At 67.9% G+C, this 23770-nt stretch carries 23 protein-coding genes and 1 tRNA gene; 13 read left to right on the top strand and 11 right to left on the bottom strand.

The window, feature by feature from the left end; translation table 11 throughout:
• Positions 1-411 precede the first annotated feature (411 nt).
• From AC07YS_RS05105 to AC07YS_RS05085, 5 genes are all read right to left on the bottom strand, one after another.
• Positions 412-501 (bottom strand) — tRNA-Ser (locus tag AC07YS_RS05105).
• A gap of 57 nt (positions 502-558) precedes the next feature.
• The gene (serS, locus tag AC07YS_RS05100; protein ID WP_495267424.1) at positions 559-1890 is read right to left on the bottom strand and encodes a serine--tRNA ligase; all 1332 of its coding nucleotides are present in this window, start codon (positions 1888-1890) and stop codon (positions 559-561) included.
• Positions 1891-1953: 63 nt separating this feature from the next.
• Positions 1954-2910, bottom strand: coding sequence for a threonine/serine dehydratase (locus tag AC07YS_RS05095; protein WP_495267425.1), 957 nt, complete (start codon positions 2908-2910; stop codon positions 1954-1956).
• A gap of 5 nt (positions 2911-2915) precedes the next feature.
• The gene (gene ispH / locus AC07YS_RS05090) at positions 2916-3884 is read right to left on the bottom strand and encodes a 4-hydroxy-3-methylbut-2-enyl diphosphate reductase (protein WP_095743996.1); all 969 of its coding nucleotides are present in this window, start codon (positions 3882-3884) and stop codon (positions 2916-2918) included.
• The gene (locus AC07YS_RS05085) at positions 3881-4324 is read right to left on the bottom strand and encodes an FKBP-type peptidyl-prolyl cis-trans isomerase (RefSeq protein ID WP_062469447.1); all 444 of its coding nucleotides are present in this window, start codon (positions 4322-4324) and stop codon (positions 3881-3883) included. The genes ispH and AC07YS_RS05085 overlap by 4 nt, the downstream gene beginning before the upstream one ends.
• A gap of 107 nt (positions 4325-4431) precedes the next feature.
• Here AC07YS_RS05085 and radC point away from each other — a divergent pair, with 107 nt between their 5' ends.
• Both radC and AC07YS_RS05075 read left to right on the top strand, forming a co-directional pair.
• Positions 4432-5109, top strand: a complete 678-nt coding sequence (gene radC, locus AC07YS_RS05080) for a RadC family protein (RefSeq protein ID WP_062469128.1) — start codon at positions 4432-4434, stop codon at positions 5107-5109.
• Positions 5109-5774 carry a Smr/MutS family protein gene (locus AC07YS_RS05075; protein ID WP_070061513.1) on the top strand — a complete coding sequence of 222 codons (666 nt, stop codon included), beginning with the start codon at positions 5109-5111 and terminating at the stop codon, positions 5772-5774. Before radC ends, AC07YS_RS05075 begins: the two co-directional genes overlap by 1 nt.
• Positions 5775-5798: 24 nt before the next feature.
• On the opposite strand, the gene AC07YS_RS05070 is transcribed toward AC07YS_RS05075, so the two are convergent.
• The 4 genes from AC07YS_RS05070 to fabV all read right to left on the bottom strand — a co-directional run bounded on the left by AC07YS_RS05070 (position 5799) and on the right by fabV (position 10902).
• Positions 5799-7862 (bottom strand): bifunctional 2',3'-cyclic-nucleotide 2'-phosphodiesterase/3'-nucleotidase, encoded by a 2064-nt coding sequence (locus AC07YS_RS05070; protein ID WP_495273675.1) that lies wholly within the window; start codon positions 7860-7862, stop codon positions 5799-5801.
• A 141-nt stretch (positions 7863-8003) separates the two neighbouring features.
• The gene (locus tag AC07YS_RS05065; protein WP_495270177.1) at positions 8004-9227 is read right to left on the bottom strand and encodes an NAD(P)/FAD-dependent oxidoreductase; all 1224 of its coding nucleotides are present in this window, start codon (positions 9225-9227) and stop codon (positions 8004-8006) included.
• 32 nt (positions 9228-9259) lie between these two features.
• On the bottom strand, positions 9260-9679 hold the full coding sequence (locus AC07YS_RS05060) for a group II truncated hemoglobin (protein ID WP_056578450.1): 420 nt from the start codon (positions 9677-9679) through the stop codon (positions 9260-9262).
• 26 nt (positions 9680-9705) lie between these two features.
• Positions 9706-10902 (bottom strand): enoyl-ACP reductase FabV, encoded by a 1197-nt coding sequence (fabV, locus tag AC07YS_RS05055; RefSeq protein WP_495270178.1) that lies wholly within the window; start codon positions 10900-10902, stop codon positions 9706-9708.
• A gap of 191 nt (positions 10903-11093) precedes the next feature.
• Between fabV and AC07YS_RS05050 the strand changes: the two genes are divergently transcribed.
• The 5 genes from AC07YS_RS05050 (at position 11094) to AC07YS_RS05030 (ending at position 15200) form a co-directional block, all read left to right on the top strand.
• A complete protein-coding gene (locus AC07YS_RS05050; RefSeq protein ID WP_159274898.1) occupies positions 11094-11921 on the top strand; it encodes an ABC transporter substrate-binding protein in 828 nt (275 codons plus the stop codon).
• Between the two features lie 121 nt (positions 11922-12042).
• Complete coding sequence (locus AC07YS_RS05045; protein ID WP_495270179.1) at positions 12043-12738, top strand: amino acid ABC transporter permease; 696 nt, start codon at positions 12043-12045, stop codon at positions 12736-12738.
• Between the two features lie 13 nt (positions 12739-12751).
• Positions 12752-13462: an amino acid ABC transporter permease gene (locus AC07YS_RS05040; RefSeq protein ID WP_070061508.1), complete on the top strand. Its 711-nt coding sequence runs from the start codon at positions 12752-12754 to the stop codon at positions 13460-13462.
• Complete coding sequence (locus tag AC07YS_RS05035; RefSeq protein ID WP_099792091.1) at positions 13459-14202, top strand: amino acid ABC transporter ATP-binding protein; 744 nt, start codon at positions 13459-13461, stop codon at positions 14200-14202. The genes AC07YS_RS05040 and AC07YS_RS05035 overlap by 4 nt, the downstream gene beginning before the upstream one ends.
• Positions 14199-15200: an isopenicillin N synthase family dioxygenase gene (locus tag AC07YS_RS05030; RefSeq protein ID WP_495270180.1), complete on the top strand. Its 1002-nt coding sequence runs from the start codon at positions 14199-14201 to the stop codon at positions 15198-15200. The genes AC07YS_RS05035 and AC07YS_RS05030 overlap by 4 nt, the downstream gene beginning before the upstream one ends.
• Before the next feature lie 23 nt (positions 15201-15223).
• Here the strand turns inward: AC07YS_RS05030 and AC07YS_RS05025 are convergent, their stop codons facing one another.
• Positions 15224-15892 carry an HAD family hydrolase gene (locus AC07YS_RS05025; protein ID WP_495270181.1) on the bottom strand — a complete coding sequence of 223 codons (669 nt, stop codon included), beginning with the start codon at positions 15890-15892 and terminating at the stop codon, positions 15224-15226.
• 89 nt (positions 15893-15981) lie between these two features.
• Positions 15982-17322, bottom strand: a complete 1341-nt coding sequence (locus AC07YS_RS05020) for an MFS transporter (RefSeq protein WP_095743978.1) — start codon at positions 17320-17322, stop codon at positions 15982-15984.
• Positions 17323-17512: 190 nt separating this feature from the next.
• On the opposite strand from AC07YS_RS05020, the gene cyoA reads away from it, so the two are divergent.
• From cyoA to AC07YS_RS04990, 6 genes are all read left to right on the top strand, one after another.
• Positions 17513-18538: a ubiquinol oxidase subunit II gene (cyoA, locus tag AC07YS_RS05015; RefSeq protein WP_062469097.1), complete on the top strand. Its 1026-nt coding sequence runs from the start codon at positions 17513-17515 to the stop codon at positions 18536-18538.
• Between the two features lies 1 nt (position 18539).
• Positions 18540-20546, top strand: a complete 2007-nt coding sequence (cyoB, locus tag AC07YS_RS05010; RefSeq protein ID WP_495270182.1) for a cytochrome o ubiquinol oxidase subunit I — start codon at positions 18540-18542, stop codon at positions 20544-20546.
• Positions 20539-21180, top strand: coding sequence for a cytochrome o ubiquinol oxidase subunit III (gene cyoC, locus AC07YS_RS05005; protein ID WP_062469091.1), 642 nt, complete (start codon positions 20539-20541; stop codon positions 21178-21180). Before cyoB ends, cyoC begins: the two co-directional genes overlap by 8 nt.
• Entirely contained in the window at positions 21177-21599 is a 423-nt protein-coding gene (gene cyoD / locus AC07YS_RS05000; RefSeq protein ID WP_062469089.1) for a cytochrome o ubiquinol oxidase subunit IV, read from the top strand. The genes cyoC and cyoD overlap by 4 nt, the downstream gene beginning before the upstream one ends.
• Positions 21599-22423, top strand: a complete 825-nt coding sequence (locus AC07YS_RS04995) for an SURF1 family protein (RefSeq protein ID WP_495270183.1) — start codon at positions 21599-21601, stop codon at positions 22421-22423. The genes cyoD and AC07YS_RS04995 overlap by 1 nt, the downstream gene beginning before the upstream one ends.
• Positions 22407-23770: ATP-binding protein (locus tag AC07YS_RS04990; RefSeq protein ID WP_495275706.1), on the top strand; the 1364-nt coding region annotated here is incomplete at its 3' end. The genes AC07YS_RS04995 and AC07YS_RS04990, both read left to right, overlap by 17 nt.

Genomic DNA, 23770 nt, shown 5'->3' with positions numbered 1-23770 from the left:
GTCAGTCTAGTTTTAGAGGGGTTATGAAAGCCTACGAAGAGCCGGCATCACTCCCGTGGAGTCGTCCGTCCGCGTTGTGCAATCAATTCTTCCAGCCAACGGCTTCGCCGCCAGTTGAGCGCGCATGTTGAATGTCTGCTGTTCGGCATTGACGACGGTCTACCGAATGACCGCATATCGAACCTGGGCATCTGAGACCCCCGGGTAAATGCAAACGACTACAGCCAGTCTGAAGTGGATGTATCGGCGCCGGTGGCGCGCTGCTTCGCAATAGGAAACAGAGGCAAGACCGCCCCCTCAGGAGTCGAAGGCGATGCCTTTCAAGCTCAAACCAACCGTGATTCGAATTGGTAGGAACGATGGTGTAAGAAATAAAAAAACGCCCCGAAAGGCGCTTGTTTATTGACTTACTGGAGGAGAGGGAGGGATTCGAACCCTCGGTACTATCGCTAGTACGCCTGATTTCGAGTCAGGTACATTCGACCACTCTGCCACCTCTCCGGTGCTGTCGAGCCTCAGATTATAGCCAGAAAAATCTGACTTTTGACGCCCTGCGCTTCAACCGCGCAAAACTTCGAGGCCGCCGAGGTACGGACGCAACGCCGCCGGCACGTTGATCGAGCCGTCTTCGTTCTGGTGGTTTTCCAGCACGGCGACCAGCGCGCGGCCCACGGCCAGGCCGGAGCCGTTGAGGGTGTGCACCAGCTCGTTCTTGCCCTGGGCGTTCTTGAAACGAGCCTGCAGGCGGCGCGCCTGGAAGGCTTCGCAGTTCGACACCGAGCTGATCTCGCGGTACGTGTTCTGCGCGGGCAGCCACACCTCGAGGTCATAGGTCTTGGTGGAACCGAAACCCATGTCGCCGGTGCACAGCAGCACCACGCGGTACGGCAGCTCCAGCGCCTGCAGCACGGCTTCGGCGTGACCGGTCATCTGCTCCAGCGCGTCGTAGCTCTTCTCGGGGTGCACGATCTGCACCATCTCGACCTTGTCGAACTGGTGCTGGCGGATCATGCCGCGCGTGTCGCGCCCGGCGCTGCCGGCTTCCGAGCGGAAGCACGGCGTGTGGGCCGTGAGCTTGATGGGCAGCTGCGCCTCGGGCACGACCTCGTCGCGCACGAAGTTGGTCAGCGGCACTTCGCTGGTCGGAATGAGGTACAGCGCCGAATGGTCGGGCGCGGGCTCACCGTCCTGGCCGCCCTTCTTCGCGGCGAACAGGTCGCCTTCGAACTTGGGCAGCTGGCCGGTGCCGCTGAGCGTGGCCGCATTGACCACGTAGGGCACGTAGCACTCGGTGTAGCCATGCTGTTCGGTCTGCAGGTCGACCATGAACTGGGCCAACGCGCGGTGCAGGCGGGCGATCGGGCCCTTCATGACGGTGAAGCGCGAGCCCGAGAGCTTGGCGCCCATCTCGAAGTCGAGCCCCAGCGGTGCGCCGAGGTCGACGTGGTCCTTGGGCGCGAAGGCCAGCGGCGTGGCGTTGGCGCCGGCGCCGCCCTTCGGGGCCCAGCGGCGCATCTCGACGTTGCCGGCTTCGTCTTCACCGAGCGGCACGCTGGCGTGCGGCAGGTTGGGCACGGCGAGCAGCAGTGCGTGCAGCTCGGGCTGGATTTCTTCGAGGCGCTTGGACTGCGATTCCTGCTCGGCCTTGAGCGCGTTGACCTCGGCCATGAGCGCGTCGACCGACTCGCCCTTGGCCTTGAGCGGGCCGATCTGCTTGTTCAGCGTGTTGCGGCGCGCCTGGATTTCCTCGGTGCGGGTCTGCAGCGTCTTGCGCTCGGCCTCGAGCGCGGTGAACGCCGAGACGTCGAGGTAGGGCTGGTTCTTCTTGCGTTTTTCGAGGCCGGCCACAGCGGAGGCCAGGTCTTTGCGGAGCAGGGTGATGTCAAGCATGGGGAGATTTTAGGTGGGCGCCCGGCCCGCGCCCGCCCTCCCCGCTCGCACGCCTCAGACCACTCAGGCGACCGTGGCCGGATCGACGTTCGCCCCGCAGATGATCAGGCACACCTTCTCGCCCTCGCGCGGCACGTAGGCGCCGGTCTGCAGCGCGGCCAGCGGCAGCGCGGCGGCCGGTTCCACGGCGAGCTTCAGTTCCTTCCAGAGCCACTGCTGGGCGGCGCGGATGGCGTCGTCGGACAGCAGCAGCGCGTCGCGCACCTGCTGCTGCGTGATCTCCCAGGCGATGGCGCCGATGCGGCGCGCGCCGAGCGAATCGGCCGCGATGCCGCCGACGTCCACGTCGACCGGCTCGCCGGCCTCGCGGGCGCGGAACAGCGTCGGGGCTTTTTCGGGCTCGAGCGCCACCACGCGGGCGCGCTGCTCGAACCAGCCGGCGAGGCCGCCGATCAGGCCGCCGCCGCCCACGCTCACCAGCACGGCGTCGGGCAGGCCGCCCTGCGCCTCGATCTCGCGGCCGAGCGTGCCGGCGCCGGCCACCACTTCGGGTTGGTCGTAGGCGTGGGTGAGCAAGGCGCCCGTTTCCTTCTGGCGCGCCAGGCAGGCGGCCAGCGCGTCGGGGTACAGCTCGCCGACCACGACCACTTCGGCGCCCAGCGCCCGCAGGCGCGCGCGCTTGGCTTCGGGCGACACGCCCGGCAGGAACACCTGGCAGGGCACGCCCAGCGCCTTGGCGGCCGCGGCCGTGGCAATGCCGGCGTTGCCGCCCGAGGCGACGATCACACCCGCGGCGGGGATGTCGTTGGCCAGCAGGCGGTTCATCATGCCGCGGGCCTTGAAGCTGCCGCTGACCTGCATGTGCTCCAGCTTGAGCCAGATTTCGGCGCCCGGCGCGGCCACGCCCAGGGCGGCGGCCGGCAGCTTCCACAGCGGCGTTTCACGCAGGAAATGGCCGGCGCGTTCGCCCAGCCTGCGGGAGGCGCTCTCGATGTCGGAGCGCCAATCGGTGTTTGTCATGATGTTCAGGAGATGTGCCCAGGGGGCGGGATGTCGTCGAGCTTGAGGCCCTTGGGAAGCGGGAACTTGATGGTTTCCTCGATGCCGTCCATCTTGCGCACCGACACGGCGCCGAAGGCGCGCACGCGCTCGATCACCTCGTGCACCAGCACCTCGGGCGCCGAGGCGCCGGCGGTGAGGCCGATGCGCGACTTGCCCTCGAACCATTCGGGTTTGAGCTCGTCGGCCGAATCGACCATGTAGCTCTCGGTGCCCAGGCGCTGCGCCAGCTCGCGCAGGCGGTTGCTGTTGGAGCTGGTGGGGCTGCCGACCACGATCACGAGGTCGACCTGCGGGCTCATGATCTTCACCGCGTCCTGGCGGTTCTGGGTGGCGTAGCAGATGTCCTGCTGCTTGGGCTCGCGCACGTTCGGGAAGCGCGCGCGCACGGCGGCGGCGATCTCGGCGGCGTCGTCCACGCTGAGCGTGGTCTGCGTGACCACGGCAAGCTTCTCGGTCTGCAGGGGCGACGCATTGGCCACGTCGGCCACGTCTTCCACGAGGTGGATGCCGCTGGACAGCTGCCCCATCGTGCCTTCGACCTCGGGGTGGCCCTTGTGGCCGATCATGATGAATTCGTAGCCCTCTTTCGCGAGCTTGGCCACCTCGACGTGCACCTTGGTCACGAGCGGGCAGGTGGCGTCGAAGATCGAGAAGCCGCGGTCGCGCGCCTCCTGCTCCACGGCCTTGCTCACGCCGTGTGCGCTGAACACCAGCGTGGAGCCGGGCGGCACGTCGGAGAGCTCCTCGATGAAGATCGCGCCCTTGGCCTTGAGCTCGTTCACCACGTAGGTGTTGTGCACGATCTCGTGGCGCACGTAGATCGGCGCGCCGAACTTGGCGAGGGCGCGCTCGACGATCTCGATGGCGCGGTCCACGCCGGCGCAGAAGCCGCGCGGCTCGGCCAACAGGACTTCTTCGATGTTCGGGTTCATAGCACGCCGATCAGCTTCACTTCGAAGGTGACCGGTTGCCCCGCGAGCGGGTGGTTGAAATCGAAGCGCACGCCGGTCTCGTTCGACTCGACGACCGCGCCCGCGTAGCTGCCCGAGCCGTCGGGCGTGGGGAACTGCACCACGTCGCCGACGGCGTACTGCTCGTCGGGGTCGCCCATCTGGGCCAGCAGCTTGCGCGCCACCCATTGCTGCATGTCGGGGTTGCGTTCGCCGAAGGCCTCGCCGGCGGGCAGCTCGAAAGTGGCGTGCGCGCCCTCTTCCATGCCCATCAGGCGCTGCTCCATGGCCGGCGAGAGCTCGCCGGTGCCCAGCGACAGCGTGGCGGGCTTGTCGGCGAAGGTGTTGATGATGTCGCCCGCCGGACCGGCCAGCCGGTAGTGCAGGGTCAGGAAGGAGCCGGAAGTCACAACTTGGGACATGGGTGCAGCGAAGGTGGGCAAAGACGAGGGAGGTGTCCCGATAAACTGGCCCTCATTTTAAGGATCGGGGCAACACCTCGCCCCGGCCCAGGTTTCAGCAGGGTTTCATGGCATTCAAGGATCTCCCTCTCGACGCCCGGCCGCGCGAAAAGCTCATCGCACGGGGCGCCGCCGCGCTGGCCGACGCCGAGCTGCTGGCGCTGCTGCTGCGCACCGGCGTGGCCGGCAAGAACGTGCTCCAGCTGGCCCAGCAACTGCTCGAGCGCTTCGGCGGGCTGTCGGGGCTGCTGCACACGGCGCCCGATGACCTCAAGGCAGTCAAGGGCATGGGCGGCAGCGCCAAGCGCTCCGAACTCACGGCGGTGCTCGAACTGGCGCGCCGCGCCATGGGCGAGCGCCTGAAGGAGCGCACGGTGTTCGACTCGCCCGAGGCGGTCAAGCAGTACCTGCAGATGCACATCGGCTCGCGCCCGCACGAGGTGTTCGCGGTGTTGTTCCTCGACGTGCAGCACCGCCTGCTCACGCTCGAGGAGCTGTTTCGCGGCACGCTCACGCAGACCAGCGTCTACCCGCGCGAGGTCGTCACCCGCGCCCTGCACCACCAGGCCGCGGCCGTGGTGCTGGCCCACAACCACCCCAGCGGCAGCATCGAGCCCTCGCGCGCCGACGAATCGCTCACGCAGACGCTGCGCGCCGCGCTGGCGCTGGTCGACGTGCGTGTGCTCGACCACGTGATCGTGAGCCCGGGCCAGAGCTTCTCGATGGCGGAACGGGGGCTGCTCTGATGGCGTCGTCTTCTTCGCGTCCCCCGGCCCTGAAGAACCTGGCCGACCTCAAGCAGGTGCAACGCGTGCTCGCCGAAACCCGCGAGCGCGAGGCCGCCGAGGCTGCCGCGCGCGCCGCGGCCGAGCGCAAGCGTGCCGCCGAGAAAGACCTGTTCACGCGCGCCATCGGTGCCACCGAACCGCTGCGCCGCAAGGCCGCCGTGGCGCTCGCGCCCGAGCCGCCCGCGCCCATTCCGTTTCAGCACCAGCTCGACGAGCAGCGCGTGCTGCGCGAGTCGCTCTCCGACGAGTTCGACGTGACCACGCTGCTCGACGTCGACGACGCCATGAGCTTTCGCCGCCCCGGCATCGGCACCGACATCACGGCACGGCTGCGCAAGGGCGACTGGGCGATCCAGGGGCAGGTCGACCTGCACGGCCTGCGCAGCGACGAGGCGCGCGAGGCGCTGGGTGGCTTCATCCGCAACGCCCACAAGCAGGGGCTGCGCTGCGTGCGTGTGGTGCACGGCAAGGGCCTGGGCTCGCCCGGCAAGCAGCCGGTGCTCAAGACCAAGACGCAGCGCTGGCTGATCCAGAAGAACGAGGTGATCGCCTTCGTGCAGGCCAAGCCGGCCGAAGGTGGGGCCGGGGCGCTGGTGGTGCTGCTGGCGCCCGTGCGGCGCTGACACGGCGCCGCACTGGCCCTACCCTTACTTGCTCAGATCGACCTTGTAGACCGAGCGGCCCTTGCCGCTGCCGTCATCCGCGGTCAGCAGCGAGATGTTCGCGAGCCCCGCATCGGTCGCAGCACTCAGTTGCCCCTGCCCCGACGTGATCGTCACGTTGCCCGCCGTCGTCACCTTGGTGAAGCGCCAGCTGCGCGCCGCGCCGTCGGCCGCGCGCGTGATCGTCTTCTTCGCCTTGATGTAGGCGATCAGCACGTCGCGGTTGGCATCGGGCGAGGCGTAGATCGTCGCGCGCCCGTCCAGCGCCGGGATGAAGCTCGCGCCGCTGGTCGCGCGGTAGTTGTTCGTGGCAATCACGAACTCCTTCGCCGGGTCGATGGGCGCGCCCAGGTACATGAGGTTCTTGATGCGGCTGCCCACGGCCTGCGTCACGTCGATCTCGTACTGCATGTCGGGCGTGGTGAACATGTCGAAGTTGTAGCCCGGGAAGGTGCTGATCAGCGGCTGGTCGGTCGTGAGCGCCGGGTCGATCCTGTTGAAGCGCTTGGCCGCGGCTTCGAGCCAGCCCTTGATCTCGGCACCCGTCACCTTCACCGCGTACACCGTGTTCGGGTACAGGTACAGGTCGGCCGCGCTGAAGATCGCCAGGTTGCCCACGGCCACGTCGGTGTAGTCGCGCCCGCCTTCGAAGCCCGACTTGAAGGGTGCGCTCACCGACAGCACCGGCAGGCCCGCGTACTGCGGCAGGCTGGCCTGGATGTAGGTCTTCACATAGTCGGCCTGGGCCTGGTTCACGATCTGGATCGCGCCCGGGTCGCCCACGTCGGCGAAGAAGGTGTTCATGCGGAAGTCGGTGCTACCGATCGGCGTCTTCACGTAGTCGATCGCGGCCTGGTGCTGGGTGTCGACCAGCGGCGCCACGCTCGGGTCGGCATCGACGTACACGGCCTTGCCCGCGCCGTCCTTGCCGGTTTGCGTGGAGCGTGCCTCGACCAGCGTCTTGGTCTTGTCCACGCCCCAGGCCTTGCCGTCCCACACGAGCTCTAGCTTCACGAGGCCCAGTGCCTTGCCCCACGAACTGGGCATCACGGCCGGCACGCCGTTGACGGTGCCGGCGGCGTTGTCCACGCCGGGCTGCGTGTAGCCGGGTTTGGCGCCGCGGTCGGGGAACAGGCCGTGCTGGTGGCCCATCATCAGCACGTCGATGCCGGGCACCTTCGACAGGTACAGGCCCGGGCTTTCCATCGTCGGCGAGTACGGGGAGGCGTCGAGGCCGCCGTGCTGCAGCGCCACGACGATGTCGGCGCCCTTCTCGCGCAGCTCGGGCACGTAGCGCTTGGCGGCCTCGACCGCGCCTTCGGTGCGCAGCTTGCCTTCAAGAAAGCGCTTGTCCCAGTTCATGATGCCGGGCGTGGTGAAGCCGATCACGCCGACCTTCACCGGCACCGTCACGCTCTTGCCATCCGGCGCGGTGGCCGTGAACTGCTTGGTGACGATGGTGTAGGGCGCCACGAGCGGCTTGCCGCTCTTGAGGCTGTGCACGTTGGCCACCACCATCGGAAAGCTCGGGCCCGCGCACTTCTTGCTGCCGTCCACGCCCTCGACATCGAGGCCGCCGCCGAGCACCTGGTTGAGGAAGTCCAGGCCGTAGTTGAACTCGTGGTTGCCCAGCGTGCCGGCATCGAAGCCGGTGGCGTTCATCACCTTGTACATCGACAGCGGCTGCGTGCACGGGATGCGGCTGACCAGCGCTTCGTAGTCGGCCAGTGCGGTGCCCTGGATGGTGTCGCCGTTGTCGAACAACATCGTGTTCGCGAACTCCTTGCGCGCGGCGTTGATGAGCGTGGCGGTGCGCTCGTAGCCGTACGACTTGTCTTCGGCGAGCTTGAAGTAGTCGTAGCTGCGCACGTTGAAGTGCAGGTCGGTCGTTTCGAGCAGCGCGACCGTGGTGCGCGTGCCGGCGGCCACGGGTGCCGGGGCGGGTGCGGGCGCCGGGGGCGGAACGATCGGGGGGAACGTGGTGCCGCCTCCGTTGCCACCGCCACAGGCGGTGAGCACAGCGGCCAGGACGGCGGCACAGGTGGACATGGGGGCGAGGCGCGCCAGCGACGCGGCCACTGCGTTGTTCATCGAGAGGTCTCCCTGCGGATATGAGGAAGACCAGTCTCCGAAAGCCGGGTGACAGACCGGTGAATCCGGGCCTGCCGTGCAGCGCCGTTGCGACAGCCGTTACGCTAGATGATTCTTTAGTGGTACCGCCGCATCCGCCACCGCCTCGGGCGCGGGGCTGCGGCCCGCTTCGAGCAGCTTGCGGCTCATCATGTGATCGACCGGCGCGTTCACCGATTCGACGCACACGAGCTGGCCGTCGACGTAGTGGAACAGCGAAAACGCCTCGGGCTTCGGCCCCGCGCGGCGCACGCTCACCAGGCCCGGCGTGCCTTCGGCCGGCATGAGACCCGCCATCTGCAGGCGCAGGCCGCCCTGGTCGGACCAGAACCACGCGACCGCGTCGTGATCGCGCGCGGCGCCGGTCAGCGTGGCCACGGCCGTGCGCGCCTGGTCGTTCGCGTTCTGCACCGATTCGAGCCGCAGCGCGCGGCCTGCGCGGCGGTCGGGGAAGCGCGTGCAATCGCCCACCGCGAGCACGTCGGCCGCGCTGGTCTGCATGTGGCCGTCGACCACGATGCCGTCGGCGCACTCGAGGCCCGCGGCCTGCGCGAGCGCGGTCTCGGGCACCGCGCCGATGCCCAGCAGCAGCAGGTCGATCGGCTGCTTCACGCCGTTGACTTCGACCGACACGAGCCGGTCGCCCGCGACCTCGAAGGCGCCGGTCTGCGCACCCAGCACGATGTCGATGCCGGCCGCGCGGTGCGTGGCCAGCACGTGCGCCGACAGCTCGGGCGACACGGCGCGGCCCAAAAGGCGCGGCGCGCATTCGATCACCTGCACGCGCTTGCCCAGTGCCTGTGCGGTGGCTGCCACTTCGAGGCCGATGAAGCCGCCGCCCAGCACCGTGACCTGCTGCGCATCCGCCAGCTGCGTGCGCAGGCGCTGCGCCTCGTCGGCGGCGCGCAGGCTCGCGACGTTTTCGAGGCCGGCCTGCAGGCCGGGCATCTGCCGCGCGCGCGTGCCGGTGGCCAGCACCAGGCGCTCCCACGGCAGCACCGCGCCCGAGCGCAGCGTGACGGTGTGCGCCTCGCGGTCGATGGCCACGGCCGCGTCGCCCAGGTGCAGCGTGATGCCCGCTTCGCGGTACCAGTCGGCGGCCTTGTGCGGCTGCGTGGTTTCGTCGGCGCTCTTGAGGAAGGCCTTCGACAGCGGCGGACGGTGGTACGGCTCGCAGGCCTCCTCGCAGACCAGGTGCACGCGCGCGCCCTGCCCGGCTTCCGCCAGGCCCGCGCAGAGCTGGGCCGCGGCGTGGCCGCCGCCGATGATGACGATGGAATTCATGGAGAACAGTCTTTCGGGAATCGTTGTCGGGGTCACTCGCCGCGGTTGCGCATCCAGTCGGCGGTTTTAAAGAAGGAGTCGCGCAGGCGTGCGCGCAGGTCTTCGGGCACGCCGGTCTCGCCCATCGCCTGGTCCATGCAGGCCAGCCACTGGTCGCGCTCCTTGATGCCGATGGTGTGACCGCCGATGGCCTGCGGCAGGTGCCGCGCACGCAGCATGGGGTGGCCGAAGCGGTCGGTGTAGTGGGCGGGCCCGCCGAGCCAGCCGCACAGGAACCAGAACAGGCGCTGGCGCGCGTTGTCCAGGTCGGTGCCGTGCACGGCGCGCAGTTGCGCGTAGGCCGGCTCGAGGTCCATCAGGTCGTAGAAGCGCTCGACCAGCGCCTCCACCTTGGGCTCGCCGCCGATCCACTCGAAGGGCGTGCCGGCGGGCGGTTTGTCTTGAATCTGCATGGGCGGGAGTATCCCCTCGGGGCGCTCTAGAGTTGGATCAGATCGGGAATGCCTACATCGGTGCTCACGTCGGCCGTGTAGTCCACGCCGTCGACGGCAAAGCCGAACAGGCGCAGGAACTCGGTCTTGTAGCCCGCGAAATCGGTCAGCTCGTTGAGGTTCTCGCCAGTGACCTGCGGCCAGAGCTCCTGCACGCGGGCCTGCACCTGCGGCGCCAGTTCCTTGTAGTCGGCGCGCAGGCGGCCTTCGTCGTCCAGGTGCGGCGTGGCGCCGTACAGGCTGTCGGCGTACAGGCCGTGCACCTGCTCGATGCAGCCCTCGTGCGTGCCTTCGGCCTTCATCACCTTGAACAGCAGCGACAGGTACAGCGGCATCATCGGAATGGCCGAGCTGGCCTGCGTGACCACCGCCTTCAGCACCGACACGCGCGCGTCGCCGCCCTTGGCGGCCAGCTGCGCGCGGATGTCCAGCACCTTCTCGTCCAGATCCTTCTTGGCGGCACCGATGGAGCCGTTCCAGTAGATGTCGTGCGTGATCTGCTCGCCCAGGTAGGTGAAGGCCGTGGTCTTGGCGCCGTCGGCCAGCACGCCGGCCTGCTGCAGCGCGTCGATCCACATCTGCCAGTCTTCGCCGCCCATGACGGCGACGGTGTTGTCGATCTCGTCCTGCGTGGCGGGCTCGAGCACCGATTCCTTCACGGTCCCGCTGTCGGTGTCCAGGCCGCGCAGCGTCACGGCCTTGCCGATGGGCTTGAGCACGGAGTTGAAGACCTGGCCCGTCTTCGGGTGGGTGCGGCGCGGCGCGGCCAGGCTGTAGACCACGAGGTCGACCTGGCCGAGGTCGGCGCGGATGGTCTCGATGGCCTGCTGCTTCACCGCGTCGGAAAAGCCGTCGCCGTTAATCGTCTTGGCGTAGCGTCCCTCGGCCGTGGCGGCGCGGTGGAAGGCGGCGGTGTTGTACCAGCCGGGCGAGCCGGGCTTGGTCGCGCTGCCCGCGCGTTCGAAGCACACGCCCAGCGTGTCGGCGCCGCAGCCGAAGGCCGCGGTGATGCGCGCGGCCAGGCCGTAGCCGGTGGACGCGCCGATCACCAGCACGCGCTTGGCGCCGCCCGCGATGGGGGGCCTGGCTTTGACGTACGCGATCTGTTGCCGGACATTGGCTTCGCAGCCCACGGGGTGGGTGGTGACGCAGATGAAGCCGCGCACGCGGGGTTGGATGATCATGAAAAGCTCGCTCGGTAAGACATTCGGGGGACGGCGGCGGGGCACGTCGCGGCGTCGCGAATTTAACCCAGCCGGCAACAGGCCGATTCATCAGCCCCATATGCATATGTCGATTGACGATTTAATAATCTTGGGTTTTATTGATATGGTTCCGGCCTGAATTTCACTCTGGAGAGAGGACGATCCCCACCATGCGCCACACCCTGCTTGCCGCGGCCCTTGCCGCTTCCGCCCTGCTGACCGGCGTTGCCGCCCATGCGGACCAGCTCGCCGACATCAAGAAAAAGGGCGAACTCGTGGTCGGCGTGCTCGGCACCGACGAGCCCGCCACCTTCATCGATCCGAAGACGCGCCAGATCGTCGGCTACGAGGTCGACCTGGTGAACGCCATTGCGAAGAAGATCGGCGTGAAGCCGGTGCTCAAGCAGATCGCCGTGGCCGCGCGCATTCCCGAGCTGCAACAGGGCCACGTGGACCTGGTGGCCGCCGGCCTCACGCACAACAAGGAGCGCGAGGCGCAGATCGACTTCTCGCTCACCACCTTCGTGACCGGCCAGAAGGCCATCGTGAAGAAGACCAGCGGCATCACCGACGTGCCGCAGCTCGGCGGCAAGAAGGTGCTGACCATCCGCGGCGGCACGCAGGAGCCCAACATCCGCAAGGCCGTGCCCACCGCCGAGGTCGTGACCTTCGACACCAGCCAGCAGGCCTTCCAGGCACTGCAGCAAGGCAAGGGCGTGGGCTACGTGGACGACGAGGCCGCGCTGCTGCGCAGCTACGCCAAGCTGGGCCCGCAGAAGGCGCAGTACGTGGTGCTCAAGCAGAACCTGAGCACCGAGTCGCTGGCCATCGGCATCAAGAAGGGCGAGAGCGGCCTGAAGACCGTGGTGGACGACACGCTGCGCGAGCTCGAGAAGTCGGGCGAGGCGCAGAAGATCTTCCTGAAGTGGTACGGCCCGAACACGGCCTCCGGCTTCCAGACGCGCGACTTCAAGCTCGAAACCGACAAGATCGACTGAGCCCGCGCGCTCGGCACACCAGGGGCGGGCCGCCATGCGACCCGCCCTTCGCTTTTGAGCGGCACGGCGCGCATGCGTACCATGTGCGCCCCGGCGCCTTTCGCCGTGCCTCCCGTTTCCCATGCCCCTGTTCGACTATTCGCTGCTGCTGACCGGCCAGTACCACGACATGCTGGTCGCGGGCCTGTGGCTGTCGCTGCAGCTGCTCGCGGTCTCGTTCGTCTTTGCGCTGCCGCTGGCGCTGGTGGTGGCGCTGCTGCGGCTCTCGCCGCTGGCGCCGCTGCGCTGGCTCGGTTTTGCGTACGTGGAATCGATTCGCAACATCCCGCTGCTGGCCCACATGCTGTTCTGGTATTTCGGCGCGCCCGAGCTGCTGCCCGAAGGCCTGAAGACCTGGCTCTATGAAGGCCACATCGAGGCCTACAGCGCTATCGTGGCGCTGTCGCTGTACACGGCGGCCTTCATGGCGGAGGACATCCGCAGCGGCATCCGCTCGATCCCGGCCGTGCAATTCGAGGCCGGCCGCGCGCTGGGTTTCAGCTTCCTGGCCACGATGCGCCGCGTGGTGCTGCCGCAGGCGCTGCGCGTGACCGTGCCGCCGCTCATCTCGCAGACGCTGAGCCTGTGGAAGAACACCTCGATCGCCACCGTGATCGGCGTGGCCGAGCTGATGTACCAGGCCGGGCAGGTCGAGAGCGCGACCTTCCGCAGCTTCGAGTCGTTCGCGTTCGCGAGCGCGGCGTACCTGACGGTGTCGCTCGCCATCACCGGGCTCGCCACCTGGTACCACCACCGCTTCCCGGTGCGGACCATCTGAAGGCGGCGCGCTGATGCTCGAAATCATCCACGACTACTGGGTCTACTTCCTCATCGGCCAGTACCCGAACGGCCCGCTCGGCGGGCTGGTGCTCACGCTGCTGCTGGCCTCGTGCGGGCTGGTGCTCGCGCTGCCGCTGGGCATCGTGCTCGGCCTGGCGCGCGTGAGCCCGTGGCGCTGCGTGCGCTGGCCGGTCACGGCGCTGGTGTTCGTGGTGCGCGGCCTGCCGCTGTTGATGGTGATCTTCTGGGCCTACTTCTTCCTGCCCAGCGTGACGGGCGTGAAGACCGACCAGTTCACCACCATGCTGATCGCGCTGGTGATCTTCGATGCCGCCTACCTCGCCGAGATCGTGCGTGCCGGCATCCAGGGCCTGCCGCGCGGGCAGATGGAAACCGCGCGCGCGCTCGGCCTGAGCTACTTCGGCGCGATGCGCCTCGTGGTGCTGCCGCAGGCGCTGCGCAGCATGCTGCCCTCGCTGGTGAACCAGTTCGTGTCGACCATCAAGGAGACCTCGCTGGGCTACATCATCGGGCTGGCCGAGGTGTCGTTCATTGCCACGCAGATCAACACGCAGGTGTTCACCAAGCCGGCGCAGATCTACCTGATCCTGGGCCTGACCTACTTCATCCTGTGCTTCGGCCTCTCGCGCTTCGCCTACTGGCTGGAGCGCCGGCTCGCGCGCCGCGGCCTTCCCGCCGCGCCCCTCAAGGTGCCCGCATGATCGAACTCGAAAAAGTCAACAAGTGGTACGGCAGCTACCACGCGCTGGTCGACGTGACCGAAACCATCCACAAGGGCGAGGTGGTCGTGGTGTGCGGGCCCTCGGGCTCGGGCAAGTCGACGCTGATCCGCACCTTCAACCGGCTGGAGCCGATCCAGTCGGGCCGCATCACGCTCGACGGACAGGACATCCACGCGCCGGGCCTGGACGTGAACGCGTTCCGCTCGCGCATCGGCTTCGTGTTCCAGCAGTTCAACCTGTTCCCGCACCTGAGCGTGCTGCAGAACTGCACCATGGCGCCGATGCAGCTGCACGGCCTGTCGCGCAAGGAGGCCGACGCGCGCGCGATGGCGCTGCTGGAGCGCGTGGGCCTCGCCAACAAGGCCAATGCCTGGCCCGGCGAGCTGTCGGGCGGCCAGCAGCAGCGCGTGGCCATTGCGCGTGCGCTCGCCATGAAGCCGCCGCTGATGCTGTTCGACGAACCCACCAGCGCACTCGACCCCGAGATGGTCGGCGAGGTGCTGCTGGTGATGCGCGACCTCACGCGCGACGGCATGACCATGGTGTGCGTCACGCACGAGATGGGCTTCGCGCGCGAGGTGGCCGACCGCGTGCTCTTCATGGACCAGGGCCAGGTGCTCGAACGCGCCACGCCCGACGATTTCTTCAACCGCCCGCAGCACCCGCGTGCGCAGCAGTTCCTGTCCGACATCCGTTCGCCTTTTTCGAGAGACGCATGACCGACTCCTCCCTCCCCCTCATCGACGTCGCCCCGCTGGTGGCCGGCGCGCCCGAACGCGAACGCGTGGCGGCGCAGATCGGCGACGCCTGCCGTGCGCACGGCTTTTTCTACGTCACGGGCCACGGCGTCGATGCCGCATTGATCCAGCGGCTCGAAGACCTGAGCCACCGCTTCTTCGACCTCCCCGAAGAAACCAAGATGCAATGGCGCATGGCCCTCGGCGGCCGGGCCTGGCGCGGCTTCTTCCCGCGCGGCGGCGAGCTGACCTCGGGCCGCCCCGACTGGAAGGAAGGCCTGTACTTGGGCACCGAGCTGCCCGCCGACCACCCGCTGGTGCAGGCGAAGACGCCGGTGCATGGGCCGAACCTCTTTCCCGACGTGCCGGACTTTCGCGAAACCATCCTCGCGTACATGGACGCCGTCACGCAGCTGGGCCATCGGCTCATGGAAGGCATCGCACTGAGCCTCGGCCTGCCCGCTTCCTATTTCGCCGAACGCTACACGGCCGACCCGCTGATCCTGTTCCGCCTCTTCAACTACCCGACGCAGGCCGTGCCCGAGGGGCTGGACGTGCAATGGGGCGTGGGCGAGCACACCGACTACGGCCTGCTCACGATCCTGCACCAGGACACCGTGGGCGGCCTCGCGGTCCACACGCCGGGCGGCTGGATCGATGCGCCGCCGGTGCCCGGCGCCTTCGTCTGCAACATCGGCGACATGCTCGACCGCATGACCGGCGGGCTCTACAAGTCGACCCCGCACCGCGTGAAGCGCAACACCTCGGGCCGCGACCGGTTGTCGTTCCCGCTGTTCTTCGACCCGAACTTCGAGGCCCGTGTGCAGCGCATCGAGGGCCTGGCCGGCGCCGACGCGCTCGACGACAGCGCCGAGCGCTGGGACCGCGCCAACGTGCACGCCTTCAGCGGCCGCTACGGCGACTACCTGCTGGCCAAGGTGTCGAAGGTGTTCCCGCAGCTGCGGGACGAAGTGCTCTGAACTGAACCCGGGCCCTGACCGCGTCAGGGAAACCAGCGCGGCACGTGCGGCATTGCGTCGTGCAGCGAATCGAGCACATGGAAGGCCTGCGCGACGATCGCCTCGGGCGGGTGCTTGAGGTCGGGCACCACCACCACGCGCATGCCGGCGGCGAGCGCGGCCTTGGCGCCGTTCTCGCTGTCCTCGAAGGCGACGCACGCCGCAGGGTCCACGCCCAGGCGCTCGGCCGCGAGCCGGTACAGCGCCGGGTCGGGCTTGGCGCGCGCCACCTCGTCGCCGCCCGCGAAGGCCTCGAAGTGGTGAAGCACGTCGAGGCTGCCCAGGCAGGCCGCGATCTGCCCGCGCGTGGACGACGAAGCCACCGCGCAGCGCGTGCCGCGACCGCGCAAGGCGGTGAGCAGCTCGGCCGCGCCGGGCTTGATGGGAAAGAGCGGCCGGGCGTCGCCGTCGGCGCGTTCCAGCTGCAGCGCGGCGGTCACCTGCGTCGCCGCATGCTGGTAGGCGGCGGGGCCGCCGAGCAGCGCCGCGAGGATCTGCTTGGACTCGCTCATGGCCAGCCCCACGCATTGCAGGTACTGGGCGTGCGAAAGCTCGACATCGAGCGTGCGGGCCGCGGCGATCCAGGCGGCCATGATGGGGCGCTCCGAATCGATCAGCAGCCCATCCATGTCAAAAATGGCGGCGGTGAACATCGAGGCGAATCCTAAGCGAGCGCGCACCGGTCCCGTGGCGGCCATGAAAAAAGGGGCCATCGGCCCCTTCATTCGAGAAACGCTGCCGGTCAGTCCCGCGCCAGCGCCCGATTCAGCCCCAGCGCCGCCAGCGTGCCGAGCGCGCCCGACAGCAGGTAGATGCTCACGAAGGCCAGGCCGAAGTGCGCCGACAGGCCCAGGGCGACCAGCGGGGCAAAGGCCGCGCCGATGAGCCAGGCCAGGTCGGCCGTGAGGGCCGCGCCGACGTAGCGGTACTTGGGCGCGAAGTTGGAGGTCACGGCGCCGGCCGCCTGGCCGTACGACAGGCCCAGCAGCGCAAAGCCCAGCACGATGAAGATGTCCTGGCCGATGCGTCCGCCGTCGAGCAGCGTGGGCGCGAAGCCGCTGAACACGGCGATCATCGCGGCCAGGCCGCCGAGCGTGAAGCGACGGCCGATGCGGTCGGCGATCAGGCCCGAGGCCACGATGCCGATGGCGCCGAACACCGCGCCGACCATCTGCACGATCAGGAATTCGGTGATCGACTGGTCGGAGTACAGCGAGATCCACGACAGCGGGAACACCGTGATCAGGTGGAACAGCGCGTAGCTGGCCAGCGCGGCGAACGCGCCGATCAGCAGGTTGGCGCCCTGCGAACGGGTCAGCTCGACCACGCTGGTGGGCTGCAGCTCGCGCTCTTCGAGCAGGCGCGCGTACTCGTCGGTGGCCACCAGGCGCAGGCGCGCGAACAGCGCCACGACGTTGATGGCGAAGGCCACGTAGAAGGTGTAGCGCCAGCCCCAGTCGAGGAAGTCGGCCAGCGGCAAGCTCGAATACAGGTACGCGAACAGCGCGCTGGCCAGGAAGAAGCCCAGCGGTGCGCCCAGCTGGCCCAGCATGGCGTACCAGCCGCGCTTGTTGGGCGGTGCGTTCAGCGCCAGCAGCGACGGCAGGCCGTCCCACGAGCCGCCCAATGCCAGGCCCTGGGCAAAGCGGAAGATCGACAGCAGCACGATGGCCGTGAAGCCGATGCTCGCGTAGCCCGGCAGGAAGGCGATGCCGGCGGTCGAGGTGCCCAGCAGGAACAGCGCGATGGTCAGTTTCGTCTCGCGCCCGAAGCGCCGCTGAATCGCCATCGAGATCACGGTGCCGAACGGACGCGCGATGAAGGCGAACGAGAAGATCACGAAGGCCCAGAGCACGCCTTCCAGGCGCTGCTCGAACGGGAAGAACACCGCCGGGAACACCAGCACCGAGGCGATGCCGTAGACGAAGAAGTCGAAATACTCGGAGGCGCGGCCGATGACCACGCCGACCGCGATCTCGCCCGGGGCGATGTGCGAATGGTCGGCGTCTGCGGCGCGGGCGCCGCCTTCGGTCGGGTGCGACACAGGCTGGGCGCCTGGTGGACTGATGCTGGACGTCGTCATCTTGCTAGCTGGCTGGCTGTAATTCGGGTGTCATGCCGGGGCACGACACAGGGGAAATTCTGGACACCCTGTAGCGTCTCACCGAATTGCGTTTACCGCCATAGGACAAAACGTCCAATAGGCGGAATCCCTTGGGCGGCGTAGATTGCAGGGTCATTTTTGCGCGGCCTTCGCACTTTCCTCTCCCGGCATGCACATCCTCAAGACCCTTCGCCGAGCGCTTCTGCTGCTTTCCGCCATTTTCCTGGCGGGCTGCAACACGGTGCTGTTGAACCCCTCCGGCGACATCGCCAACCAGCAGGGACGCCTGATCGTCGTCTCCACGGTGCTGATGCTGATCATCATCATTCCGGTGATCGCCCTGACCATCTTCTTTGCCTGGCGCTATCGCCAGTCGAACAAGGAGGCCACCTACAGCCCCGACTGGGACCACTCCACGCAGCTCGAGCTGGCGATCTGGGCCGCGCCGCTGCTGATCATCATCGCGCTGGGCGCGATCACCTGGATCAGCACCCACACGCTGGACCCGTACCGCCCGCTGAGCCGCCTGGACGCGCAGCGCCCGATTCCCGCCGAAACCAAGCCGCTGGTGGTCGAGGTGGTGGCGCTGGACTGGAAGTGGCTCTTCATCTACCCCGAGCAGGGCATCGCCACGGTGAACGAGCTGGCCGCCCCGGTGGACCGCCCGATCAGCTTCAAGATCACGGCCTCGTCGGTCATGAACTCCTTCTTCATCCCCGCGCTGGCCGGCCAGATCTATGCCATGCCGGGCATGGAGACCAAGCTGCACGCGGTGATCAACAAGCCGGGTGAGTTCGACGGCTTCTCCGCCAACTACAGCGGCGCGGGCTTCTCGGGCATGCGCTTCAAGTTCCACGGCCTGAGCCATGACGGCTTCGACCAGTGGGTGGCCAAGGTCAAGACCGGCAAAGAGGGCGAACTGACCCGCGAGCAGTACAAGAAGCTCGAAGTGCCGAGCGAGCGCGAGCCCGTGCGCCACTACGCCGCGGTCGACCCGGCCCTGTACGACGCCATCCTGAACCTGTGCGTCGACCGCAACAAGATGTGCATGAAGGAAATGATGGCCATCGACGCCGACGGCGGCCTGGGCAAGCCCGGCGCCTTCAACGTCGCCACCAAGCAGGCCTGGCAGGCCGACTCCCTCGACACGCCCAAGCGCAAGTACGTCACCGCGATGTGCACCACCGAAGACTAAGATGTTGCAGAACCTAGACCTGACGAAGCTCGTCTTCGGCCGCCTCTCCTGGGAGGCGATTCCCCTTCACGAGCCCATCCTGCTCGTGACCTTCGCGGCCGTGATCCTGGGCGGCCTGGCGCTGCTGGGCGCCGTGACCTACTTCAAGCTGTGGGGCACCTTGTGGCGCGACTGGATCACCAGCATCGACCACAAGAAGATCGGCATCATGTACATCATCCTGGGCCTGGTGATGCTGCTGCGCGGCTTCGCCGACGCGCTGATGATGCGGGCCCAGCAGGCCGTCGCCTTCGGCGACAACGCGGGCTTTTTGCCGCCGCACCACTACGACCAGATCTTCACCGCCCACGGCGTGATCATGATCTTCTTCGTGGCGATGCCGCTGGTCACGGGCCTCATGAACTTCGTGGTGCCGCTGCAGATCGGCGCGCGCGACGTGGCCTTCCCGTTCCTGAACAACTTCAGCTTCTGGATGACCACCTTCGGCGCCGGCCTCGTGATGGCGTCGCTCTTCGTCGGCGAGTTCGCCAAGACCGGCTGGCTGGCGTACCCGCCGCTGTCGGGCATCCTGTTCAGTCCTGACGTGGGGGTCGATTACTACATCTGGTCCTTGCAGATCGCGGGGGTGGGCACACTGCTCTCGGGCGTGAACCTGCTGGCCACCATCGTGAAGATGCGCGCGCCCGGCATGACCATGATGAAGATGCCCGTCTTCACCTGGACCGCCCTGTGCACCAACGTGCTGATCGTGGCCGCCTTCCCGGTGCTCACGGCCGTGCTGGCCCTGCTGTCGCTGGACCGTTATGTCGGCACCAACTTCTTCACGAACGACATGGGTGGCAACGCCATGATGTACGTGAACCTGATCTGGATCTGGGGCCACCCCGAGGTGTACATCCTGATCCTGCCGGCCTTCGGCATCTTCTCGGAAGTGGTCTCCACCTTCTCGGGCAAGCGCCTGTTCGGCTACGCCTCGATGGTGTACGCCACGGTCGTGATCACGATCCTGTCCTACCTCGTGTGGCTGCACCACTTCTTCACCATGGGCTCCGGCGCCAGCGTGAACTCGTTCTTCGGCATCACGACGATGATCATCTCGATCCCCACGGGCGCGAAGATCTTCAACTGGCTCTTCACCATGTACCGCGGCCGCATCCGTTTCGAGCTGCCCATGATGTGGACCATCGGCTTCATGATCACCTTCGTGATCGGCGGCATGACCGGCGTGCTGCTGGCCGTGCCCCCGGCCGACTTCGTGCTGCACAACAGCCTGTTCCTGATCGCCCACTTCCACAACGTGATCATCGGCGGCGTGCTGTTCGGCATGCTGGCGGGCATCACCTACTGGTTCCCGAAGGCCTTCGGCTACAAGCTGGACCCGTTCTGGGGCAAGTGCTCGTTCTGGTTCTGGATCGTCGGCTTCTGGATGGCCTTCATGCCGCTGTACATCCTGGGCCTGATGGGCGTCACCCGCCGCATGAGCCACTTCCAGGACATGTCGCTGCAGATCTGGTTCCAGGTCGCCGCCTTCGGCGCGGTGCTGATCGCGCTGGGCATCGCCTCGTTCCTGATCCAGCTGGTGGTGAGCTTCATTCGCCGCGAGTCGCTGCGCGACACCACGGGCGACCCGTGGAACGGCCGCACGCTGGAGTGGTCGACCTCGTCGCCGCCGCCAGCCTACAACTTCGCGTTCACGCCGCGCGTGCATGACAACGACGCCTGGACCGACATGAAGGCCCGCGGCTACCAGCGTCCGCTGGACGGCTTCAGCCCCGTGCACATGCCCAAGAACACGGCCGCCGGCTTCGTCATCGCGGCACTGAGCGCGGTGTGCGGCTTTGCCCTGATCTGGCAGATGTGGCTCGTGGCCGGCATCGGCTTCGTGGCCATGATGGTCGCGATCATCGCCCACACCTTCAACTACAAGCGCGACTACTACATCCCCGCGGAAGAAGTCGTTCGCACCGAAGAAGCACGCACGCGCCTGCTGGCCACCGCCCATGTCTGATACCACCGCCCTCCCCTCCCGGAACGCGAACGCACCGGCGTTCGACCTGTTCCACGTCCGCAACGAGGACCACCACCCCGAGAACGGCACGCTGCTGGGCTTCTGGCTCTACCTGATGAGCGACTGCCTCATCTTCGCCTGCCTGTTCGCGGTGTACGGCGTGCTGGGCCGCAGCTACGCGGCCGGCCCCTCGGGCGCCGACCTGTTCGACCTGCCGCTGGTGGCGATGAACACCTCGCTGCTGCTGCTGTCGTCGATCACCTACGGCTTCGCGATGCTCGAGATGCAGCGCAAGCGCATGGGCGGCGTGCTGCTGTGGCTGGGCATCACGGGCCTCCTGGGCCTGGGCTTCATCGGCCTGGAGCTGTACGAGTTCGCGCACCTGCTGCACGAAGGCGCCGGCCCGCAGCGCAGCGCCTTCCTGTCGTCGTTCTTCGCACTGGTGGGCACGCACGGCCTGCACGTGAGCTTCGGCATCATCTGGCTGGTCGTACTGATGGTCCAGCTGCCCAAGCACGGCTTCACCGCCGCCAACCGCCGCCGCCTGATGTGCCTGTCGATGTTCTGGCACTTCCTGGACGTCGTGTGGATCGGCGTCTTCACCTTTGTCTACCTCATGGGATCGATGGCATGAGCGCCCCCGCACACACCGCCACCGCCGCACACGGCCACGGCGCACACGACAGCCACGGCCACGGCGACCACCACGACGACGGCCCCGTCAGCCACAGCACCTTCAAGGGCTACATGACCGGCTTCGTGCTGGCCGTGATCCTGACCGCGATCCCGTTCTGGCTCGTGATGGGCAAGGTGATCGCCAACCCGAGCACCACCGCCCTCGTCATCCTCGGCTTCGCCGTGGTGCAGATCGTGGTCCACATGGTGTACTTCCTGCACATGGACGCCAAGTCCGAAGGCGGCTGGAACATGCTGGCGCTGATCTTCACGCTGGTGCTCGTGGTCATCACGCTGGCCGGCTCGCTGTGGGTCATGTATCACATGAACACCAACATGATGCCGGCCATGGTCCACGACATGAAGAACATGCCCTGATGGCCCCGGCCGCCCGCCCGCGCTCCGTTGTCACGCGTGCGGCGCTGGCGGTCTGCGCCCTCCTGGCCTTTGCCGGCTTTCTTGCGCTCGGCACCTGGCAGGTCGAGCGCAGGGCCTGGAAGCTCGATCTCATCGCCCGCGTCGACCAGCGCGTGCACGCCCCGGCCGCCGACGCGCCGGCGCGATCCGAATGGCCCACGGTCAACGCGGCCAACGACGAATACACCCACGTGCGCCTTCGCGGCACGTTCCTCCATGACAAGGAAGCGCTGGTGCAGGCCAGCACCCGGCTCGGTGCCGGCTTCTGGGTGCTGACCCCGCTGCGCACCGCCGACGGCAGCGTCGTGCTCGTCAACCGCGGCTTTGTGCCGCCTGAGGCGCGCGAGCGCGCGGCGCGCACCGCCCCCGAGCCCCAGGGCGACACCACCGTGGCCGGCCTGCTGCGCCTGACCGAACCCAAGGGCGGCTTCCTGCGCACGAACGACCCCGCTGCCGACCGCTGGTTCTCGCGCGACGTGCAGGCCATTGCCGCCGCGCGCGGCCTGGCCGACGTGGCGCCCTACTTCGTCGACGCCGAGGCCGGCGCTGCGCCCGCACAGGCCGCGCCCACGTGGCCGGCGGGCGGCCTCACCGTCATCGCCTTCCCCAACAGCCACCTCGTCTACGCCCTCACCTGGTACGGGCTGGCGCTGATGGTGCTCGGCGCCTATGGGTTCGTGTGGCGCGACGACCGGCGCCGACGGGCATCGCAAGACGGTAGCGGCGAAAATGCTCCGCATGCCGACGCCGCACGCCCCGACCCCGCCGATGCCCGCCGCGACTGACAAGCTGGTCGCGGTGGCCGGCGAGCTGCACGCCCCGCGCGCGGGCGTCGCGAGCCTGGACAACGCCATCGGCCACCAGAACATGCAGCAGCTGATCCAGCTGCGCTGGTTCGCCGTGGTCGGGCAGGTGGCCACCATCCTCGTGGTGCACTACGGCTTCGGCATCCGCCTGCCGCTGAACCACATGCTGCAGGTGCTCACCTGCCTGGCGCTGTTCAACATGGTGAGCCTGCTGCGCCTGCGCATCCATGGCCGCGTGACCAACGAAGAGCTGTTCGTTGCGCTGCTGGTCGACGTGGCCACGCTCACGGCCCAGCTGTACCTCAGCGGCGGCGCGACCAACCCCTTCGTCTTTCTGTACCTGCTGCAGGTGATCCTGGGCGCGGTGCTGCTCAAGGCCTGGTCGACCTGGACCATCGTGGTCATCACCGGCCTGTGCTTCGCGGGCCTGGCGCTGTTCTCGCGCCCGCTGCCCTTGCCGCTGGACCACGACCGCGGCCTGTGGAGCCCCTACGTGCAGGGCATGCTGGTGTGCTTCGCGCTCAACGCGGCGCTGCTGGTGGTCTTCATCACCCGCATCAGCCGCAACCTGCGCGTGCGCGACGCGCGGCTGGCGGACCTGCGCCAGCGCGCCTCCGAAGAAGAACACATCGTGCGCATGGGCCTGCTGGCCTCGGGCGCGGCGCACGAGCTGGGCACGCCGCTGGCCACGCTGGCCGTGATCCTGGGCGACTGGCGCCGGCTGCCGCACTTCAGCTCCGACCCCGAGCTGCTGCAGGAAGTGGCCGAGATGGAAGTGCAGATCCAGCGCTGCAAGAGCATCGTCAGCGGCATCCTGCTGTCGGCCGGCGAGACGCGCGGCGAGTCGTCCGAAGAGACCACCGTGCGCACCTTCCTGGACGACCTGGTCGAAGAATGGCGCACCACGCGCCCGGTCGAGGAGTTCGACTACGAGAACCTGTTCGGGCAGGACCTGCCCATGGTGTCCGATTCGGCCATCAAGCAGATGGTGTGCAACGTGCTCGACAACGCGCTCGAGGCCTCGCCGCACTGGCTGCGCCTGGAAGCCACGCACGACGCCGACGCGCTCACCATCACCGTCACCGACGCGGGCCCCGGCTTCATGCCGGCCATCCTCGCGGAGTTCGGCAAGCCCTACCAGTCGAGCAAGGGCCGACCCGGCGGCGGGCTCGGCCTGTTCCTGGTCGTGAACGTGGCGCGCACCCTGGGCGGACGCGTCGCCGTGCGCAACCGCCCCGAGGGCGGCGCCATCGTGACCATCACGCTGCCGCTGGCGGCCATCGTGCTCGAAGAGGACGACGAAGCAGCCGCCCCCCTCGCGGACAC

It is taken from the genome of Variovorax sp. GW458-11-26-14-LB1 (assembly GCF_059423965.1).
This window is presented reverse-complemented; position numbering and strand designations above follow the sequence as displayed.

Excerpts from the sequence above, each read along its gene's own strand:
- AC07YS_RS05035 (WP_099792091.1), top strand. The coding sequence starts at position 13,459 with ATGATCGAACTCGAAAAAGTCAACAAGTGGTACGGCAGCTACCACGCG.
- cyoD (WP_062469089.1), top strand. The coding sequence starts at position 21,177 with ATGAGCGCCCCCGCACACACCGCCACCGCCGCACACGGCCACGGCGCA.
- cyoA (WP_062469097.1), top strand. The coding sequence starts at position 17,513 with ATGCACATCCTCAAGACCCTTCGCCGAGCGCTTCTGCTGCTTTCCGCC.
- radC (WP_062469128.1), top strand. The coding sequence starts at position 4,432 with ATGGCATTCAAGGATCTCCCTCTCGACGCCCGGCCGCGCGAAAAGCTC.
- AC07YS_RS05060 (WP_056578450.1), bottom strand. The coding sequence starts at position 9,679 with ATGCAGATTCAAGACAAACCGCCCGCCGGCACGCCCTTCGAGTGGATC.
- cyoB (WP_495270182.1), top strand. The coding sequence starts at position 18,540 with ATGTTGCAGAACCTAGACCTGACGAAGCTCGTCTTCGGCCGCCTCTCC.
- AC07YS_RS05065 (WP_495270177.1), bottom strand. The coding sequence starts at position 9,227 with ATGAATTCCATCGTCATCATCGGCGGCGGCCACGCCGCGGCCCAGCTC.
- AC07YS_RS05045 (WP_495270179.1), top strand. The coding sequence starts at position 12,043 with ATGCCCCTGTTCGACTATTCGCTGCTGCTGACCGGCCAGTACCACGAC.
- AC07YS_RS05020 (WP_095743978.1), bottom strand. The coding sequence starts at position 17,322 with ATGACGACGTCCAGCATCAGTCCACCAGGCGCCCAGCCTGTGTCGCAC.
- AC07YS_RS05095 (WP_495267425.1), bottom strand. The coding sequence starts at position 2,910 with ATGACAAACACCGATTGGCGCTCCGACATCGAGAGCGCCTCCCGCAGG.
- serS (WP_495267424.1), bottom strand. The coding sequence starts at position 1,890 with ATGCTTGACATCACCCTGCTCCGCAAAGACCTGGCCTCCGCTGTGGCC.
- AC07YS_RS05030 (WP_495270180.1), top strand. The coding sequence starts at position 14,199 with ATGACCGACTCCTCCCTCCCCCTCATCGACGTCGCCCCGCTGGTGGCC.
- cyoC (WP_062469091.1), top strand. The coding sequence starts at position 20,539 with ATGTCTGATACCACCGCCCTCCCCTCCCGGAACGCGAACGCACCGGCG.
- ispH (WP_095743996.1), bottom strand. The coding sequence starts at position 3,884 with ATGAACCCGAACATCGAAGAAGTCCTGTTGGCCGAGCCGCGCGGCTTC.
- fabV (WP_495270178.1), bottom strand. The coding sequence starts at position 10,902 with ATGATCATCCAACCCCGCGTGCGCGGCTTCATCTGCGTCACCACCCAC.
- AC07YS_RS05070 (WP_495273675.1), bottom strand. The coding sequence starts at position 7,862 with ATGTCCACCTGTGCCGCCGTCCTGGCCGCTGTGCTCACCGCCTGTGGC.
- AC07YS_RS05075 (WP_070061513.1), top strand. The coding sequence starts at position 5,109 with ATGGCGTCGTCTTCTTCGCGTCCCCCGGCCCTGAAGAACCTGGCCGAC.
- AC07YS_RS04995 (WP_495270183.1), top strand. The coding sequence starts at position 21,599 with ATGGCCCCGGCCGCCCGCCCGCGCTCCGTTGTCACGCGTGCGGCGCTG.
- AC07YS_RS05025 (WP_495270181.1), bottom strand. The coding sequence starts at position 15,892 with ATGTTCACCGCCGCCATTTTTGACATGGATGGGCTGCTGATCGATTCG.
- AC07YS_RS05050 (WP_159274898.1), top strand. The coding sequence starts at position 11,094 with ATGCGCCACACCCTGCTTGCCGCGGCCCTTGCCGCTTCCGCCCTGCTG.
- AC07YS_RS05085 (WP_062469447.1), bottom strand. The coding sequence starts at position 4,324 with ATGTCCCAAGTTGTGACTTCCGGCTCCTTCCTGACCCTGCACTACCGG.
- AC07YS_RS05040 (WP_070061508.1), top strand. The coding sequence starts at position 12,752 with ATGCTCGAAATCATCCACGACTACTGGGTCTACTTCCTCATCGGCCAG.